General features: G+C 56.9%; 14 protein-coding genes. 5 read left to right on the top strand and 9 right to left on the bottom strand.

Translation table 11 applies throughout. The features are described 5' to 3' along the window. Positions 1–38 precede the first annotated feature (38 nt). The 3 genes from ET33_RS08905 to ET33_RS08915 all read right to left on the bottom strand — a co-directional run bounded on the left by ET33_RS08905 (position 39) and on the right by ET33_RS08915 (position 3,410). Positions 39–1,799: a UbiD family decarboxylase gene (locus tag ET33_RS08905; protein WP_036679486.1), complete on the bottom strand. Its 1,761-nt coding sequence runs from the start codon at positions 1,797–1,799 to the stop codon at positions 39–41. A gap of 88 nt (positions 1,800–1,887) precedes the next feature. Continuing rightward, positions 1,888–2,841: a COX15/CtaA family protein gene (locus ET33_RS08910; RefSeq protein ID WP_081890255.1), complete on the bottom strand. Its 954-nt coding sequence runs from the start codon at positions 2,839–2,841 to the stop codon at positions 1,888–1,890. Between the two features lie 224 nt (positions 2,842–3,065). Continuing rightward, positions 3,066–3,410 carry a thioredoxin family protein gene (locus tag ET33_RS08915; RefSeq protein WP_036679489.1) on the bottom strand — a complete coding sequence of 115 codons (345 nt, stop codon included), beginning with the start codon at positions 3,408–3,410 and terminating at the stop codon, positions 3,066–3,068. Between the two features lie 215 nt (positions 3,411–3,625). Here ET33_RS08915 and ET33_RS08920 point away from each other — a divergent pair, with 215 nt between their 5' ends. Together ET33_RS08920 and ET33_RS08925 are read left to right on the top strand one after the other, a co-directional pair. Next, positions 3,626–4,468, top strand: a complete 843-nt coding sequence (locus tag ET33_RS08920; protein ID WP_036679493.1) for an SPFH domain-containing protein — start codon at positions 3,626–3,628, stop codon at positions 4,466–4,468. A 9-nt stretch (positions 4,469–4,477) separates the two neighbouring features. Continuing rightward, on the top strand, positions 4,478–4,693 hold the full coding sequence (locus ET33_RS08925) for a hypothetical protein (RefSeq protein WP_036679497.1): 216 nt from the start codon (positions 4,478–4,480) through the stop codon (positions 4,691–4,693). A 131-nt stretch (positions 4,694–4,824) separates the two neighbouring features. Here ET33_RS08925 and ET33_RS08930 read toward each other — a convergent pair whose 3' ends face one another. Next, positions 4,825–6,402, bottom strand: a complete 1,578-nt coding sequence (locus ET33_RS08930; protein WP_036679499.1) for a copper amine oxidase N-terminal domain-containing protein — start codon at positions 6,400–6,402, stop codon at positions 4,825–4,827. A 144-nt stretch (positions 6,403–6,546) separates the two neighbouring features. Between ET33_RS08930 and ET33_RS08935 the strand changes: the two genes are divergently transcribed. Continuing rightward, a complete protein-coding gene (locus ET33_RS08935; protein ID WP_036679502.1) occupies positions 6,547–7,836 on the top strand; it encodes a DUF2515 domain-containing protein in 1,290 nt (429 codons plus the stop codon). Between the two features lie 22 nt (positions 7,837–7,858). Here ET33_RS08935 and ET33_RS08940 read toward each other — a convergent pair whose 3' ends face one another. After that, positions 7,859–9,046 carry a hypothetical protein gene (locus ET33_RS08940; protein WP_036679506.1) on the bottom strand — a complete coding sequence of 396 codons (1,188 nt, stop codon included), beginning with the start codon at positions 9,044–9,046 and terminating at the stop codon, positions 7,859–7,861. Positions 9,047–9,173: 127 nt separating this feature from the next. Then, the gene (locus tag ET33_RS08945; protein ID WP_051775197.1) at positions 9,174–10,127 is read right to left on the bottom strand and encodes a DMT family transporter; all 954 of its coding nucleotides are present in this window, start codon (positions 10,125–10,127) and stop codon (positions 9,174–9,176) included. Between the two features lie 115 nt (positions 10,128–10,242). Between ET33_RS08945 and pdxR the strand changes: the two genes are divergently transcribed. Continuing rightward, positions 10,243–11,679 carry a MocR-like pyridoxine biosynthesis transcription factor PdxR gene (gene pdxR / locus ET33_RS08950; protein ID WP_036679509.1) on the top strand — a complete coding sequence of 479 codons (1,437 nt, stop codon included), beginning with the start codon at positions 10,243–10,245 and terminating at the stop codon, positions 11,677–11,679. 112 nt (positions 11,680–11,791) lie between these two features. Then, positions 11,792–12,154 (top strand): cupin domain-containing protein, encoded by a 363-nt coding sequence (locus ET33_RS08955; protein WP_036679512.1) that lies wholly within the window; start codon positions 11,792–11,794, stop codon positions 12,152–12,154. A gap of 164 nt (positions 12,155–12,318) precedes the next feature. Here the strand turns inward: ET33_RS08955 and ET33_RS08960 are convergent, their stop codons facing one another. Genes ET33_RS08960 through ET33_RS08970 form a run of 3 tightly spaced genes read right to left on the bottom strand, consistent with a single transcriptional unit; the run spans position 12,319 to position 15,303 of the window. Then, on the bottom strand, positions 12,319–13,998 hold the full coding sequence (locus tag ET33_RS08960) for a putative polysaccharide biosynthesis protein (RefSeq protein WP_036679515.1): 1,680 nt from the start codon (positions 13,996–13,998) through the stop codon (positions 12,319–12,321). Positions 13,999–14,023: 25 nt separating this feature from the next. After that, entirely contained in the window at positions 14,024–14,503 is a 480-nt protein-coding gene (locus ET33_RS08965; RefSeq protein ID WP_036679518.1) for a DUF456 domain-containing protein, read from the bottom strand. A 56-nt stretch (positions 14,504–14,559) separates the two neighbouring features. Further along, positions 14,560–15,303 carry a Cof-type HAD-IIB family hydrolase gene (locus tag ET33_RS08970; RefSeq protein ID WP_036679521.1) on the bottom strand — a complete coding sequence of 248 codons (744 nt, stop codon included), beginning with the start codon at positions 15,301–15,303 and terminating at the stop codon, positions 14,560–14,562. Positions 15,304–15,371: the final 68 nt, after the last annotated feature.

A 15,371-nucleotide genomic window follows, 5' to 3' on the forward strand; every position in this document is an offset into this window, starting at 1 on the left:
TAAAGGACACGCCGCTATCGTCGGTTGCGTTCATGATATTAAGCAAAATATTCGCTCCACCGGGAATCAACCAGCTTCACGATATCTTCCCGCGGGAAAAGCTCGTCCGGGTACCCCGGCTTCATCCGGGCGTCGATCACGAGCGGCAGCTCGTAGCCGATATGATGGCGCTTGACCTGCGTGCGCGCGTAGATATCGGCCGCCGGGTTGAAGCGGGTGAACACCGTCCACAGAAACGCCGTCTGGTCGCCGGCAATGGACGTCTCGTCCGCGACGATGACAAGCGGCCATTGGGCAAGACGATCTCCCGCCTCTTCCACCAGCCGGTTAGCCAAGCCGGGGTCGTCCGTATAGGAGGCCCCGGAGACAACGAGACAGCCGCGGCAGTAAACGGCAGCAGCCGAAATGCCCGGCAGCTCCCCGCCCATATAGACGGCCGGCAGCTCTCGCTTCGGCTCGCCGACGCCGACCAGCACCGCCTTGCTTCCGTGGTTAAGCCGGTCGCCGGTATAATCGAGCGTATCGTGCGACGTATTGCCGAATACGTACAGATCCTGCATCGGATCGAATCGCTCCAGCACCGTTTCCAGCAGCGTCGGGAAACGTTCCAGATCCAATTGCCGATCCGTCACCATCAAAAACTTCGTCAGCGACAGCTGGCCCTCACCGAGAATACGGAACGCCGAGACGATCGCTTCGCGGCTGTAGCTCTCGCGGACAATCGCCGCGGCAAGCGCATGAAAGCCGGTTTCGGCGTACGTCCACAAGTCTTTGACGCCCGGCATCGCCATCGGGAAGGCAGGCGACAGCAGCTTCTGCAGAAACTCACCGAGATAGTAGTCCTCTTGTCTCGGCTTGCCGACAATCGTAGCCGGATAGATGGCGTCCTTGCGGTGCCACATATGGCTAACATTGAACACCGGAAAATCGTGAGTCAGGGAGTAATAGCCGTAATGGTCTCCGAACGGACCTTCGGGACGGCGCACATGCGGCGCTACCGAGCCGCGAATCGCAAATTCCGCCTCGGCGACGAGACGATGTCCGCCTTTCGGATCAGCCACGAGCGGGAGCTTCTGTCCCATAATGAGCGAGGTCAGCAGCAGCTCCGGCAGATGCTCAGGCACCGGCGCGATGGCCGATGCGATCAAGGCCGGCGGCCCGCCGAGAAAGACCGTCACCGGCAGCGCTTGTCCGCGCTTCTCCGCTTCGTGGTAATGGAAGCCGCCGCCCTTATGAATTTGCCAGTGCATCCCTGTCGTCCGGTCGTCGTACACCTGCATCCGGTACATGCCCAGGTTATGATGACCGTTTTCCGGATGCTCCGTATATACAAGCGGCAGGGTGACGAACGGCCCTCCGTCTTCCTGCCAGCTCGTTAATACGGGAAGCCCGGCAAGCGGCGCCTCGGTCTTGCACTGCTGCAGCACCGGAGCCGACTCGGAGGACACGTTTTTGGTCCCGACTTTGAGCAGATCCAGAAGAAGCTGCCGCTGATCCCAGACCGCCTTCGGCGTCGGCGGAAGCAGCGTATCCTTCGCCGCGATAATATCCTTCATTAGCTGCTCGGGACGCGGCCCGAACGCAAGGTCTACCCTCCGGCTTGTGCCGAACAGATTCGTTACGACCGGGAAGGAAGCACCTTTTACATTGGTAAACAGCAGCGCAGGCCCTTGCTCGTCGATAACCCTGCGGTGAATTTCGGCAAGCTCCAGATTCGGATCGACCGGCGCGGAGATGACTTTTAATTGATTTTCCTTACGAAGCGCTTCCAGAAAGCTGCGTAAATTTTCGAATCTCATGGCCGAGCGTCTCCCTTCTTTCATCCCACGAAGTGAAATAGATCATTGCTAGATGCCCCCGGATAGGGCGTATAGTAATAAGAGAGGCTTACGGCAGCCGAGGAGCCGCGTAAGCCTGTACCTTCCCCTCTGCCGCGTGCAGAGACGTTATCCCCAAGTAACACAAGATGCCGAACAAGCAGGAGATCAACAACGCATGCAGCATGCTGGCGAGCAGGTAAATGTCGTATCCCATGGCCAGCGTAACAAAGCCGCCGCTTAAGATTTGCAGGATAATAAGCACCAGCGACAAGCGGGTCGCCCGATAGATTGCGCTGTCCGTATGCGCCTGCATCCGAACGACGAGGAACAGAACCAGAATAGCGATCCCCAGTACCGCAGCCGCCACGCGGTGCATGAAGACAATGCCGGTCGCCCCGCTCAGCTCCGGAATGACTTGTCCGTTGCACAGCGGCCAGCCGATACAGCCGCCGGTCGATTCACTATGCCGGACATAGGCTCCCAAATAAACGACGACATAAGAGTAGATCAAAATGCCCCAGATAGCGATGCGCACGCCTTTGGTCAACCTCGTTCCGTCGCCGCGGTGCATCGCCTCTCCGAATTTCGTGTAGACCAGGTACAGCAGCAGCGTAAAGGCAAACGATAGCAGCGAGAAGCCGAAGTGCAGCGCAAGCACCGGGCCGGATTGCGGCCATACGACGGCCATGGCGCCAAGGATCGCTTGCAGCACCGTGAACGCCATCGCACCGCCTACGTACCATTTGGCATCCTTGCGGTGGCTGTATAGCAGCACCAGAATGGTCGTTGCGAGCAAAATCATCCCCACAACGCCGACGACAAAACGGTGGCTGTACTCAATCAACGACTCGATCGTATACGCCGGAACGAACTTTCCGTTACACAGCGGCCAATCGTCGCCGCAGCCCCGTCCCGATTCCGTTTTCGTCACCAAAGCGCCCATCAGCAAGATCAAAAACATGCCGGCCATGCTCGCAAAAGATAAGCGTTTAAGCCAACGTTGTATGTTCATGCGTAACATTCACCCGCTTCTTCTATAAAATACGTCTATACTCATTTGTCGACAACATTAGACAAAAGCGAACGTCCATCCCTTATTATAGCGATAAAAAGTACCTAAATCCATGCGGAAATGTTACAAAGCCTTGAAACCGGGCGAAACCTCCGCATCGCCCTCTTCAACGAACAAAAAGCCCGGCCGGAACGGTTTCCGGCGGGCTTTTGAGCTTTGGTCCTCTATAGCTGTTACTTTTGCAGGGCGTTCGATACTTCCAGCGCGCGGTCCAGGAATTGCTCGATCTCGTCGCGGGTTTTACGCAGCTTGCTGACGAAACGGACAAGCTCTTGCCCGTCGCGGAACGCGATAAAGCTCGGGATGCCCAAAATGTTCAATTCCGAGCAAAGATCCGGCAAATCGTCGCGGTCAATATGAATGAAGTTCAGGCGATCTTGGTACGCTTCCTCCACTTGAGGCATGAACGGATCGATGAAATGGCAGTCCTTGCACCAAGTCGCTTTGAAAACGGCAACGGTCGGCTTGGAGCCGGCGATTACTTCTCTAAATCGTTGTTCGGTTGTCACTTGTTCCATGGAAAGCACCGCCTTCGGTCATCGTTTTGCGCTTATTTCTTTCGCTTACCCCACTTATAGCACTCGGAGCGGCTTCTGTCAATCTTGCGCAGGAGGACCCTATTTCATTGCGAAATTGAACTTCCATTTTATCCTACTTTACAATTATTACTAAAAGTGATATCATAAAAATATCAAAACAATATGATTCCCTTTAAACAAAAGGAGTGTTTGCGATGAAGGAAAGAAAAGCATGGGTGATGAACGGATTTGTCGGGCTGCTGCTGGTGCTTGCACTGGTCGGAGTAGGACTTTTCCTGCTGATTACCGAAACTTCACCCGTTCTGGGCATTATCCTGATCATCCTGTCGGTGCTGCCCTTGTCCTCGTTAACCGTCATTCAACCGAATCAGGCGGTGGTCGTGACGTTCTTCGGCAGCTACGCCGGAACGCTGCGCGAGAGCGGCATGTGGGTAACGGTTCCGTTCTCCGGACGCAAAAAAGTATCGCTGCGCGTCCGCAACTTCAACAGCGCCAAGTTAAAGGTGAACGATATCGACGGCAATCCGATTGAAATCGCCGCCGTCGTCGTCTTCCGCGTCGTCGATTCGGCTAAAGCCAGCTTCGATGTCGACAACTACGAGCAATTCGTTGAAATCCAGAGCGAAACTGCGCTGCGGCACGTAGCCAACAAATATCCGTACGATTCCTACGAGAACGGCTACTCCTTGCGCGGCAACTCCGAAGAGGTTGCCAAAGAGCTGAGCCGCGAGCTGCAGGACCGGCTGTCAGTAGCCGGCGTCGAAGTCATTGAAGCGCGTCTGACGCATCTGGCTTATTCCACAGAAATCGCGAGCGCCATGCTGCAGCGTCAGCAGGCGACGGCGATCATCGCCGCACGCGCCAAAATTGTAGAAGGCGCCGTCGGCATGGTGCAGTTGGCTATCGCCCAATTGCAGCAAGAAGGCGTCATCGAGCTTGACGAAGAACGCAAAGCAGCTATGATCAACAATCTGCTCGTCGCCATCGTGTCGGACCGTTCCGCCAATCCGGTCATCAATACGGGAAGCTTGTACTGACGGTCTGCCATGGCCGGCAAAAAAAATTTCCCGCTGCGGCTTGATCCGAAGCTGTATGAAGTGCTGGAAAAATGGGCTGCCGACGAATTCCGCAGCGTCAACAGCCATATCGAATACCTGCTGCGCGAGACGGCCGCCCGAGCCGGTCGGCTGCCCTCCCCCCGGTCGCTGGGACCGGGAACGGAGACGCAAGCCCCGCCTTCCGATTCAACAACACAGGATTAAGCCTGATCCTCATTTACGAAAAAAAGAAACAGCCCCCATCTTTCCGAGGCGGAGTCGGATGGGAGGCTGTTTTCTGCTTCCAAGGCCGGAATAGTCCGGCCGTTCAAGCACATATTAAGGATAAAGCCAAATTAATCGCGGGTAATTTTCACGGTTTGCGTTTCTTGCTCCCAGCCTATTTTCGCTCCGAGACCTTCGGAAACGACGCGAACAGGAACATAAGTAACGCCTTCTACGAGAACGGCCGGCTTCTCCAGCTTCACGGTTTTGCCGTTGACGGTAGCTTCGTCGCTGCCGATCGTTAACACGAGCGCCGCGCCGTTGAGCGGATCGGTCACTTTGACTTGCTTGGTGGCCTCATCCCACTTCACATCGGCATCCAGTTCCTCGACGACGAAACGCGCAGGCACCATGATCGTGCCGTTGTCGTTATACGGAAGCGTGCCGTACGAATACTCTTTGCTTTCGCCGACGATCATGCTGATATTTTTCTTCGTTACGCCAAGATCGTCTTTAAGCAGTTTATATAACTGGGAGTTCGGATCGAGCGATGCGACGAATTTGCCTGCCGTCAGGCGGCCGTCCGCACCGTTCATTTCGATAACGCCGCCAGCGGTGTCAATCGTAGCCGCTTGTACCGGCTTGTTCACGTTCCACACTTCGTAGGCTGACGTGATTTTGACGCTTTTCAATCCTTCTCCCTTGCCTTGCGGAAGGGTGAATCCAATTTCCGTGTTCGATTTGCGGGTAACGTAATCTTTGTCTACATACAGATCCATCTTAAGCGATTGGTTGTCGTTCAACCAAGCTTTGGCTTCCGGACCCATTGCGTCGACCGACGCGTCGAAATCCTTGAGCGCTTGCTCCAAGTTGGTTTTTACGAACGTATGAATGAATTCTACAGCCAGCGCTTTATTGTTCAAATAAGGCGTAAGCGGGTCGTTCATCGAATTGGCATCATCCTTGCCGGCTTCCTTGGTGACTTCCTTCAGAATCGGCACGTACAGATCGTACAGCACGCCGATGAAATCTTTCAGGCCTTGATCGTCGGCGAGCACGTTCGTCAAAAAGCCTTTCACCAAGCCAAGCAGCTCGTTACCGTAAATTTCGGCATGAACCTTTTGCAAGGTCAGCGCTTCGCCGTTCACGGTTTCGTTCACTTCCGCAGCCGTAATTTTGCTCGGGTTCGGGAAGTTGCGGGTGAAGAACGACGTAAGCGAAGGCATCGCTTCGACCGCTTTCTTGCTAAGCTGTTGGAGCTGCTCCTGCATTGCCTTCGGAAGCTCGGCAGCGGAGCCGTTTATCGCCGTCGCGCTGTTGCGGATGACGATCGGCTTTTTCGCGCCTTCGACTTTGAGGGTGTAATTCATGTCGGACATGACCAGCTCGAACGGCACGCGGCCCTTCTGATACTCGAATGCGCCTTTCAAAGACGCATGCAGCTGATCTTGCATTTTCATTTCGGTAATGTCGATCTTCACCTTGCTGAACAGATCGAAAGCCCGTTTGCCCTCCGGCGACATCGTGACCGCCGGGTCCGGCGTCAGCTCCAGCGTTACCGTTTGCTTGCCTTCCGAAGATTTGACGGCCAAGCTTCCGGCCATCGCCTTGCCTACGTCGACATTGCCGACCGGTTGGCAGCCGGCGAGCAGGATCAGGATGCCGACCAGCACGAGGCTGAGCATGACGTTCCAACGTTTTGTTCTCATCGGGAACCTCCTAAAAATATGTACTATAATGCATGCAACCTACCGTCTTATACGAAATAAATGGCAGAACGTTGCGCACTTGCATATGGAATTATACGACAGCAGTTTGGAAAATCCTTTTTTTAAGGCGGGAGGTCTCGGACCATGAACCGGGGAAAATACCGTTGGAACGGCATCGATCTGCTTCATAAACTCGCGGATTTGCCACAGGAAGCGGTAGAGTGGGTCAAAGGAAAAGCGCAGACATTGGCGCATGAAAAAAAGCTTTTGGCCGCGGCGCACCGCATTCCGATCGATCCGCTTTCGGTCGAAGCGCTGCGCAAGCGCCTGCAATGGAAGCTTGCGCTGCAGGAAGGGAACGCGGAGCCGGCAAAAGAAGCCCCGGAGACCGAACCTGAGGCCAAGGAAGAAGAGCAGGAGCTGCTGGAGCGCATCCTGCGCGAGCGGGACGTGCACATCCGCAACAATGTGACGCGTACCGCGGCTTATTTGCATATGTATCGGGAGCATCCGGAGCTGCATTGGGCGTTATTGGCCCATATGGTGTCGCGCAATGGGGGCTGGAGCATGACGGATCTGCGGGGAGATCTGCTGCCGTTTCTGCTGAACGAAGAGCAGTGCGAGAACGTGTTCGCTTTTTTGGAAAGGGCCAACGCGCTCATCTTCCGGGACGCTTATCCGCAGCTTCTGCTGTACCGGGCGAGCTTGCAGATGAAACGTCCGCTGTTTCATCTGCTTCCCCGGCTCGGCGTCTCTCGCTTTATGCGTCCGGTCTGGGACCGCTTCTGGGTCGAGCGGGAATCCGGGCTGCTCACCGTCGCGTTAATCGTAAACGAGCAGCATTATATTGAGGAGCGCGTCGTCCGTCATCCTTCGTTTCAAAGCACTGTGCTCGACACGTTGTTTTTTCAGACGCAGACGCTGCTTCAGCTGAATCAGGTTTTGCTTCCTTATGTCCAAGGCGACCGCATACGGCTCGCAGGTCTGATTCTGGAGAACTTCAGCAGCGTGCGCGAGCGCATTGAGGTCGGCAAAAAGCTGTATGCCATCCTATTCGGGATTCGCGCGGTAGCCGAAGGCGCTCAGGCGTTCGCTTGCGGACGCCGTCACAGCGGCTCCCGTGCGGATTATTGGCCGCACCTGTTCGCACCCGTGCGCAAGGAGCCGCCCCGGCCCCGCGGCCAGCTGCTGGAGCGGCTGGACGGCTGCAAGCTGCGGCCCGGCGCGGCCCCGCTGTACAGTCCGGCGCTGACGGATGTATGGAAGGACAGGGACGTCGAGCCGCCTATTCCGGGAGATTGGTTCTGCGACCTGTCCGTCCTCGATTATTTTACGGAAATCAGCGCACCGTTCTCCTTCGAAATGACGCAGGATTGCGGCATCGGACTGAAAAAAATCGAGCTTGCCGTGCTCGCCGGCGATCTGATCGTGTAACGAGCGGGCACTGGCGGCGCGTTTAAAACTCCCGGAAGCCGTAACGCTGCGCCGCGCTCCCGTAGAGCCAGCCCCTGGCGACCTGCAGCGCCGTCTCGCGGTCGATCCAGCCCCGCTCCGTTTGCTCGAAGAGGAACTCGGCCATCAGCCGTTTGACGAGCGCGATTTTGCCGTAGCTCCATTCGATGCAGCGCGCATCGGAAACGATCAGCGAGCTTTTGAGTGCAGGCAGCGCCTCCAGCCGGTACTGCATCGCATCGCGGTACGTGCTGGCGCGGAAATTGAACCACCACTGCCCGCCCGTGTGCACATTGGGGAAATTCCACGCCGCTTGGACGATGTCCAGGTTGTTCAGCTCCGAGGCGGCTACCAACTCGAACGGAACGGCATACCGCTCGAACAAGCCGGACAGCTTGGCGATCTTCAGCGGATCGTTGACCGGAATTGCGGTACCGCACCAGGACCGTTCCACGCCCACGAAGATTTGCACCACCAGCCCGTGGCGCTCGGCCGCTTCGCACACCGCATGCAGAAGCATCATCAGGATTTGGTCCTCCGTCGATCCGCCCTCCAGCGAATACGAACGGTTGGCGCTGGCCTCGAAAGCGGGCAGCGTCGTCATCACGCCTGGGCACCCCTGCTCCCGGTACGACGCGAGCAGCTTGTCTATGTTTTGTCTCGCCTCTTCGTACGCTTCCTCCGGCTGTGCCGACGCCGCGATGGCCCGGGTCCACTGCGGCAGCTTGCCGTCGATCCGCGGGAGCAAAATCGCGTCGCGCTTCATGCCGACAAACTTCGCATGGTCCGGGTGATTGACCACGAAGGCGCGGACGTTCAGCTTATCCGCCACCTGCTGCGCCCAGCCTGCCTTTTGAGCCGAAGCCCTCACCGCCTCATCGGCTTCGTAGACGGAGCGCTCGTCGCGAAGCTCAATCCCGTACAGTTGCTTGAATATATGCGTGACGGTCCAATTCATCAGCGTGTTCCGCGTGGCGCGGTACGCCTTCATGAACGCTTCGATGCGCTCCTTTTCCGGCAGCTCCGCCGCATTAGCAGGATACCCGCCCGCCTGAATTTCCCGGTTCAACCAGAAATAATGGGCGATGTCCCAAAAGCTCTGCGCGCACAGCTTATCCCCGATCAAATGGGTGTGCGTATCCAGCGTTTCCATGCCTTCAACTTCCGCAATCCACGTTTCCCGCTCGGTCATGACGGACCTCCCCCCTCCCTAATCCCTTGATCTCTTCATCATACTACTTGTTCGGATAAGGGAGGATGGATTCGTTTTGGAATCGGTTGTATTTTTTTAAGGCTTGCCGCCCCCAACGACCGGCTGGTTATAATCCTTCGCTGGCAGGCCTCTCCCCGTCTCGCGCTCTTTTGTCCCAAGGCTTCACGGACAGCAGGACGGACGAAGCGACGATGAACAGACCGCCCATGATTTGAAAAAACTTCAACGGCTCTGCAAGCCACAGCATCGAAACGACAATCGTCACGAGCGGCTCCATGACGGACAGCGTGTTCGTTTCAGCGGGCTCCAGGTAATGAAGGCTCTCCAAATAAAACAAAAAGGCCAGGCACGTGCCAAACAAGACGATAAACAGCACGAGAATCCAGGAGATGGCGTCCATGCCCTGCACGGCCGAGTAAAAGCCCCCCGAGACAGGCAGCGCGTTAAATACGATCCCGCCGATCAGCATCCCCCAGCCTAGCACAAGCGTGCCGCCCCAGCGGCGGATGAGCGGAACCGGAAACAACGTATAGAAGGCGAACGCAACCGCGGTGGCGAGCCCCCAGCCGACGGCTTTGGGCGATAAGGAAATGCCTGCCAAAGACCCGTTCGTGACCATGAAAAACAACCCGATAATGCACAGCGATACCAGTACCATCTCGATCCAGGTCGGCGGCTTCCGCTTTTTGAACGCCAATACGATCATGACGACCGCCGGGCTCAAAAATTGAAACAAGGTAGCCGTCACGGCATTGCCCGTCTCAACGGTGCTGATGAACGCGTACTGCAGCACCATGATCCCGCAGACCGAAAAGATGATTAAAGATAGGGCCAGGCGAAAATCGGTCCAGACCTTCCATATATTCTGCTTTCTACCCATGGCGATCAATAGCAGGATGGCGCCCGATAGCATGAACCGGAATTGCAGAAGCGCCGTGGCCGACATTTTCTGATGGGAGAACAACCATTCCATCATGGGGGACGACAATCCCCAGCAGCCGGCACCGATAATGATGAGCGCCAGCCCAAGATTTCTTCCTCGATACGACTTTTTCAACATGCTGCTTATGTCCTTTCCTGTCTATGTTTTTTCGATTATAATCATTATTTGAACGGATCATAAGCTTCAGTTTTATGCAAAATGATGAGGTCAGTTTGAGGAAGGGGCATCGCTGATGGATATGTTCACGGTTCATTTGGACCCGGGACGCAAGCAGCCTTTATACGATCAGCTCTACATGCACATTAAGCGGGAAATCGAGTCGGGGCATCTTTCCTACGGGACGAGACTGCCGTCCAAGCGGAAGCTGGCCGGGTACCTGCGCATCAGCCAAAATACGCTCGAAACCGCTTATCAGCAGCTGGTTGCGGAAGGCTACGTCGAAGCGGTGCCGAAGCGCGGATTTTTCGTCAGCAAGACGGACGAAGTGCTGCGGATCGGCACGGAAACGCCCTCGCCCACCATGCGGATGCCGGTAACGGACACGGACGCCATCGTTCCCCGGTACGATTTTTCGCCGACCAGTATCGATTTGGACGTGTTCCCTTTTGCCATATGGAAGAAGCTGGCTAAAGAAACGATTCAGTCCGAGCACAAATCGCTGCTTCAGCTCGGTCATCCGCAAGGAGACGAGAGGCTGCGCAGCACGATTTCCCAATACTTGTACTACTCTCGTGGAGTATCCTGCACCCCGGAGCAAATTATCGTCGGCGCCGGGACGGAGAGCCTGTTTCAGCTGCTGCTGCAAATTTTGGGCCGGGACAACTCGTTCGCCGTCGAGAATCCGGGGTATTACCGGATGTACCGCATTCTCCGAAGCTACGGCATTGACGTTCAACTGCTGCCGCTGGATGAAGAGGGCGTCGACGTTGCGCAGCTTGCGGACGGACGCTCGAACATCGTGTATACGACGCCCTCCCATCAGTTCCCGATGGGCATGGTTATGCCAGTCAACCGCCGGATGCGGCTGCTCCAATGGGTCAGCGAGCGGGATGGCCGGTATATCATCGAGGACGATTACGATAGCGAATTCCGCTATAGCGGCAAGCCGATCCCTTCGCTGCACGGGATGGATTCGAGCGGCAAAGTGATCTATATCGGCACGTTGTCGAAGCCGTTGTCCCCTTCGCTGCGCATCAGCTACATGGTGCTGCCCGGCCGGCTTCTGGAGGTATACCGCACGCATTACATTTCATATGCCTCGACCGTTTCGCGCATCGATCAGCACGTGCTGTACCGGTTTATCCAGGAAGGGCATTTTGAGAAGCACTTGAACAAGATGCGCCGCATTTACAAAAGAAAACGAGACCGGCTTGTGGCGGCCGTACGCAGGTTTCCGCAGCCGGTCGACATCATCGGGGAAAACGCCGGCCTGCACCTGCTCCTGAAGGTGCGCAACGGCTTGAGCGAGGAGGAGCTGTTAGCCCGCGCGAAGGCGGCGGGCGTCAAGGTGTACGGCATCTCGGGCTACTGCTTCGATTCCGTCCCCGAAGGGCCGGACCCGGTCATCCTGCTCGGCTTCGCCGGGCTGTCCGAGGATGACATCGACGCCGCGGCCCGGATCTTGGAGCAAGCTTGGTTTTCAGCGGGACTTCCAACGAATAAAACATAAAAGATTCCATGTCTTTCTTAAATTGTTCAATACCCGTCGCAGCCCGAATCGGATATGATCATTACGGAATCGAAATCACTCTTTTTTCCAAAATACGGAGGGATCGCCGTCAATGAAAAGATACCGTTTGAGCGAGCTGCAGGACGCCCGCGAAGGGCATATTTTGAATCAAGTGCTGCCGGGCGCCTATGTGTCCTCAGGTGGGCTGGCGTTCAGCAAGCCCGGCGAGCGCAGCCACACGAACGACGGGCCGGGCGGCCGGGACTATCACGTCCATGCAGACTGTGAAGCGTTCCTGATCGTGCAAGGCCGTGGGACAATGGAGATCGACAAGACGTTCCACCCGGTAGCCCTAGGCGATATTATCGTCGTGGAGCCGGGAGAAGACCATCACCTGCACTCCAGCATCGAAGACCCGATCGTGACCCTCTGGTGTCATGCCGGCCCGGTACGGCACAAAAATCAGCAGCCATGAGCGGCGAACGTTCAATCCGGAACGCGCGGGGTGCGCGCCAATGATAGCGCTCTCAATTCCCGCCGTCTCCGGACGCCGAACAGCCCCGAACCTTCGCAGCAACATCATCTGCTTGCAAGGCTCGGGGCTGTTTTCATAATCGTCTACCAGCGCTAACGCTTCGCTTAGCGCTTTTCTTGCTGCGTCGTGCGACCAAGACGGGCGAGCAACGGCTTCGCCAGCTTCCGGAGCGGTCCTGGCAGATGCTGCAAATCGTGCAGCGTCATGACCCGCGTCAGGAAGAGCAGGACAGGGTAAGCCGCTCCGGCGATTACACAGATGATCAAGGATTGTACCATATCGTCCAAGCGTTCGCTGCCGAACGGATGGACGTAGGCAACACAAAACTGCTCCAGTCCGTAGCCGATCAGGCAGATCAACGCCGTCGTTGCCGCGAGCGACAGCCAGCGGCGCGGGCCGAACACCCGGAACGGCACGGCGGACCTCAGCACCTTCAGGTTGAGCCAAGTCATCACGATGAAGCACAGAGCGGTGGCGGCGATGATGCCGTAGATGCCCCAGAACGGAGCCAGCGCATAGCTGCCCGCCAGCTTGACGGCGATGCCAAGAATCACGCTCAGTACAAGCGGCCTCATGCGACCCATCCCCATCAGCACCGCTCCCGAGGTCTGCATGACGATCTGGAACATCGCGCTGACGGTGAGCAGAGTGATGATTGGAGGGGCATACGTATCGACGACTGGCGAGCCGGTCGTATTCCCAAAAATAAATCCGTTAATCGGACGGGCCGCCAGACTGATGAGCAGCACCATCGGCAGGCCGGAAAGAATCGATAATTGCAATACTTTGGCCGTCTGATCGGATACCTGCTTCGTGTCCCTTTGCGAATACGCCGACGAAATAATCGGAACGATCGATTGGCTGAGTGCAACGGCTAGAATGATCGGGATGCCTGCGAGCGATTGCGCCCGGCCGGTCAAGATCCCGAGGATTTCCCGGGCCGCCTCCTCACCGAGCCGATCTTTAAGTAGCAAGGTGACGATCGACGAATCGATCGTATAAATCAGCGTGACGGTCATCGAGAAAATGACGATCGGCACGGACAGCTTGAACAGCTGCGCATAGATCGCTTTGAACGTCAGCGGTTGGCCGGACGCGCCCGAGCTCTCTGCCGCTGCGTCGGCGCCCTCCGCGGACCGTTCTCGGCGATCGCTTTGCTTCAGCCGCATCACATAGTACAGCATCACGGCCGCCGCCGCAATGCTGCCTACCACGCCGCCGAACGAAGCGCCCGCGACGGCATAGTCTAAGCTGTGGCTGAGCAGCAAGTAAGCAAGCGCCACCGAAGTGACTACCCGGAACACCTGTTCGATGATTTGCGATATGCCGTTCGGCATCATCATCCGACGTCCCTGGAAGTAGCCGCGCATGATGGCGATCAGCGGAAACAGCAGCAGCGCCGGTGCGATGGCTTGGATCGGCAGCGCCGCCTGCGGGTTGAGGATGCTATCGGCAAAATACGGCGCTGCGGCATAGAGCAGTACGGTCATCAGCACACCTGCGCATACGGCGAACCACAACGCCGCCTTGTAGATCCGGTCCGCCTCCGCATGCCGGCCGAGCGCGGTCTTCTCGGAGATCATTTTGCTGAGCGCGCTCGGAATGCCTGCGGTGGCGACGACGAGCAGCACGGAGTACAGGTTGAAGGCGATGCCATAGGCCGCCATGCCGATATCGCCGAGCAAATAAACGAGCGGGATGCGCTGTACCACGCCGAGCGCCCGGGCGACCAATGCCGCCAAGGTTAGAATCAGCGTTCCTTTGACTAATGAATCTTTGGACAAAACGTTCCCTTCTTCCCTTAATGCCTTACACGACCCAGATGATAAACAGCACGATCATCAGAAGCTGCAGCACGAGTTTTACGACGAGCCCCGAGAAAAAGCCGACCAACGCCCCGATTCCCGCCCGCACCGCTTGACGGAATTTCGTTCCGACGATCAGCTCGCCCACGACGGCACCGAGAAACGGACCGATCAGCAGCCCTGCGACCGGGATAACAAACGGTCCGATCAACAGCCCGATCGTGCTGCCGATGACGGATGCCCGCGTGCCGCCGAACTTTTTGACGCCAACCGCACTGACGGCATAATCCGCCACCATCAGAACGGCCACGATCGTCGTTTGAATGAGCCAGAACCAGACCCCGAACGGTTCAAAGCCGACCATAAAGCCGTAGACGAAAAACGCCGCATAAATCGCGAGCGCTCCCGGCAGTACCGGGTATACCGCCCCGGCCATGCCGACGAGAAACAGAACTACGACGATAATCCATGCGGCGATGAGCATAGATAGATGCCTCCCTTCTCAGCTGTCATGCCTGCCCCGCCGGATGGCACGATCCGCTATTTCAGCGCATACTCTCTGATAATTTGAGCGACGCCGTGTTCTTCGTTCGTCCCGGTCACCGTATCGGCCAGCTGCTTGACTTCCTCCTGCGCATTCCCCATCGCCACCCCGAGTCCCGCTTCGCGGATCATGGCGACATCGTTCAAGCTATCGCCCATGGCGATCACCTGCGACATCTCGATGCCGAGCATGGCGCATACTTGTCTCAGTCCGCTAGCCTTGCTGATTCCTTTCGGATTCACCTCGATATTGAACGGATGAGAATTGGTAATTTCCAGCTTGTCCCACGATTCCAGCTCCCGGCGGATAGCGGTCAGGCTTTCTTCGTTCTCGATATAGTAGCCAAACTTCAGCCACTGCTGCCCATCGATCTCCGCCTCCGGCAACCAGTGCTCTTTGTTGTAGATTTCCTTGACGCAATAAGCCCAAAACCAGGTATCGTAATGAACCGCGAGCGCATGCATGCGGCGGATCAACTCCGCGTTCAACGTATGACGCTCAAGCAGCTCGCCCGGCGCTTTCCATACTTCGCTGCCGTTCACCGTGACGAGCGGCGACTTCAGACCGAGCTCCTCCGCATAAGCCTGACAGTTCTGAATCCCCCGCCCGGTCGAAAACATGACTGTTACTCCAGCGTCGTGCGCCGCCAAAATAGCCGCGCGGTTCTCCTCCGAGATCGTCTTTTCTTCCGTCAGCAATGTGCCGTCCAGATCCAACGCTACCAGTTTGAATCGACTCATGTTCGCTTCTCTCCCTTTTCGTCCGTCCCTTTGGGCGCGTACCTGCCGTGGTCGGCGGCCGCACGCGC

The sequence above is a fragment of the Paenibacillus tyrphae genome, from assembly GCF_000722545.1.
GTDB lineage: Bacteria > Bacillota > Bacilli > Paenibacillales > NBRC-103111 > Paenibacillus_G > Paenibacillus_G tyrfis.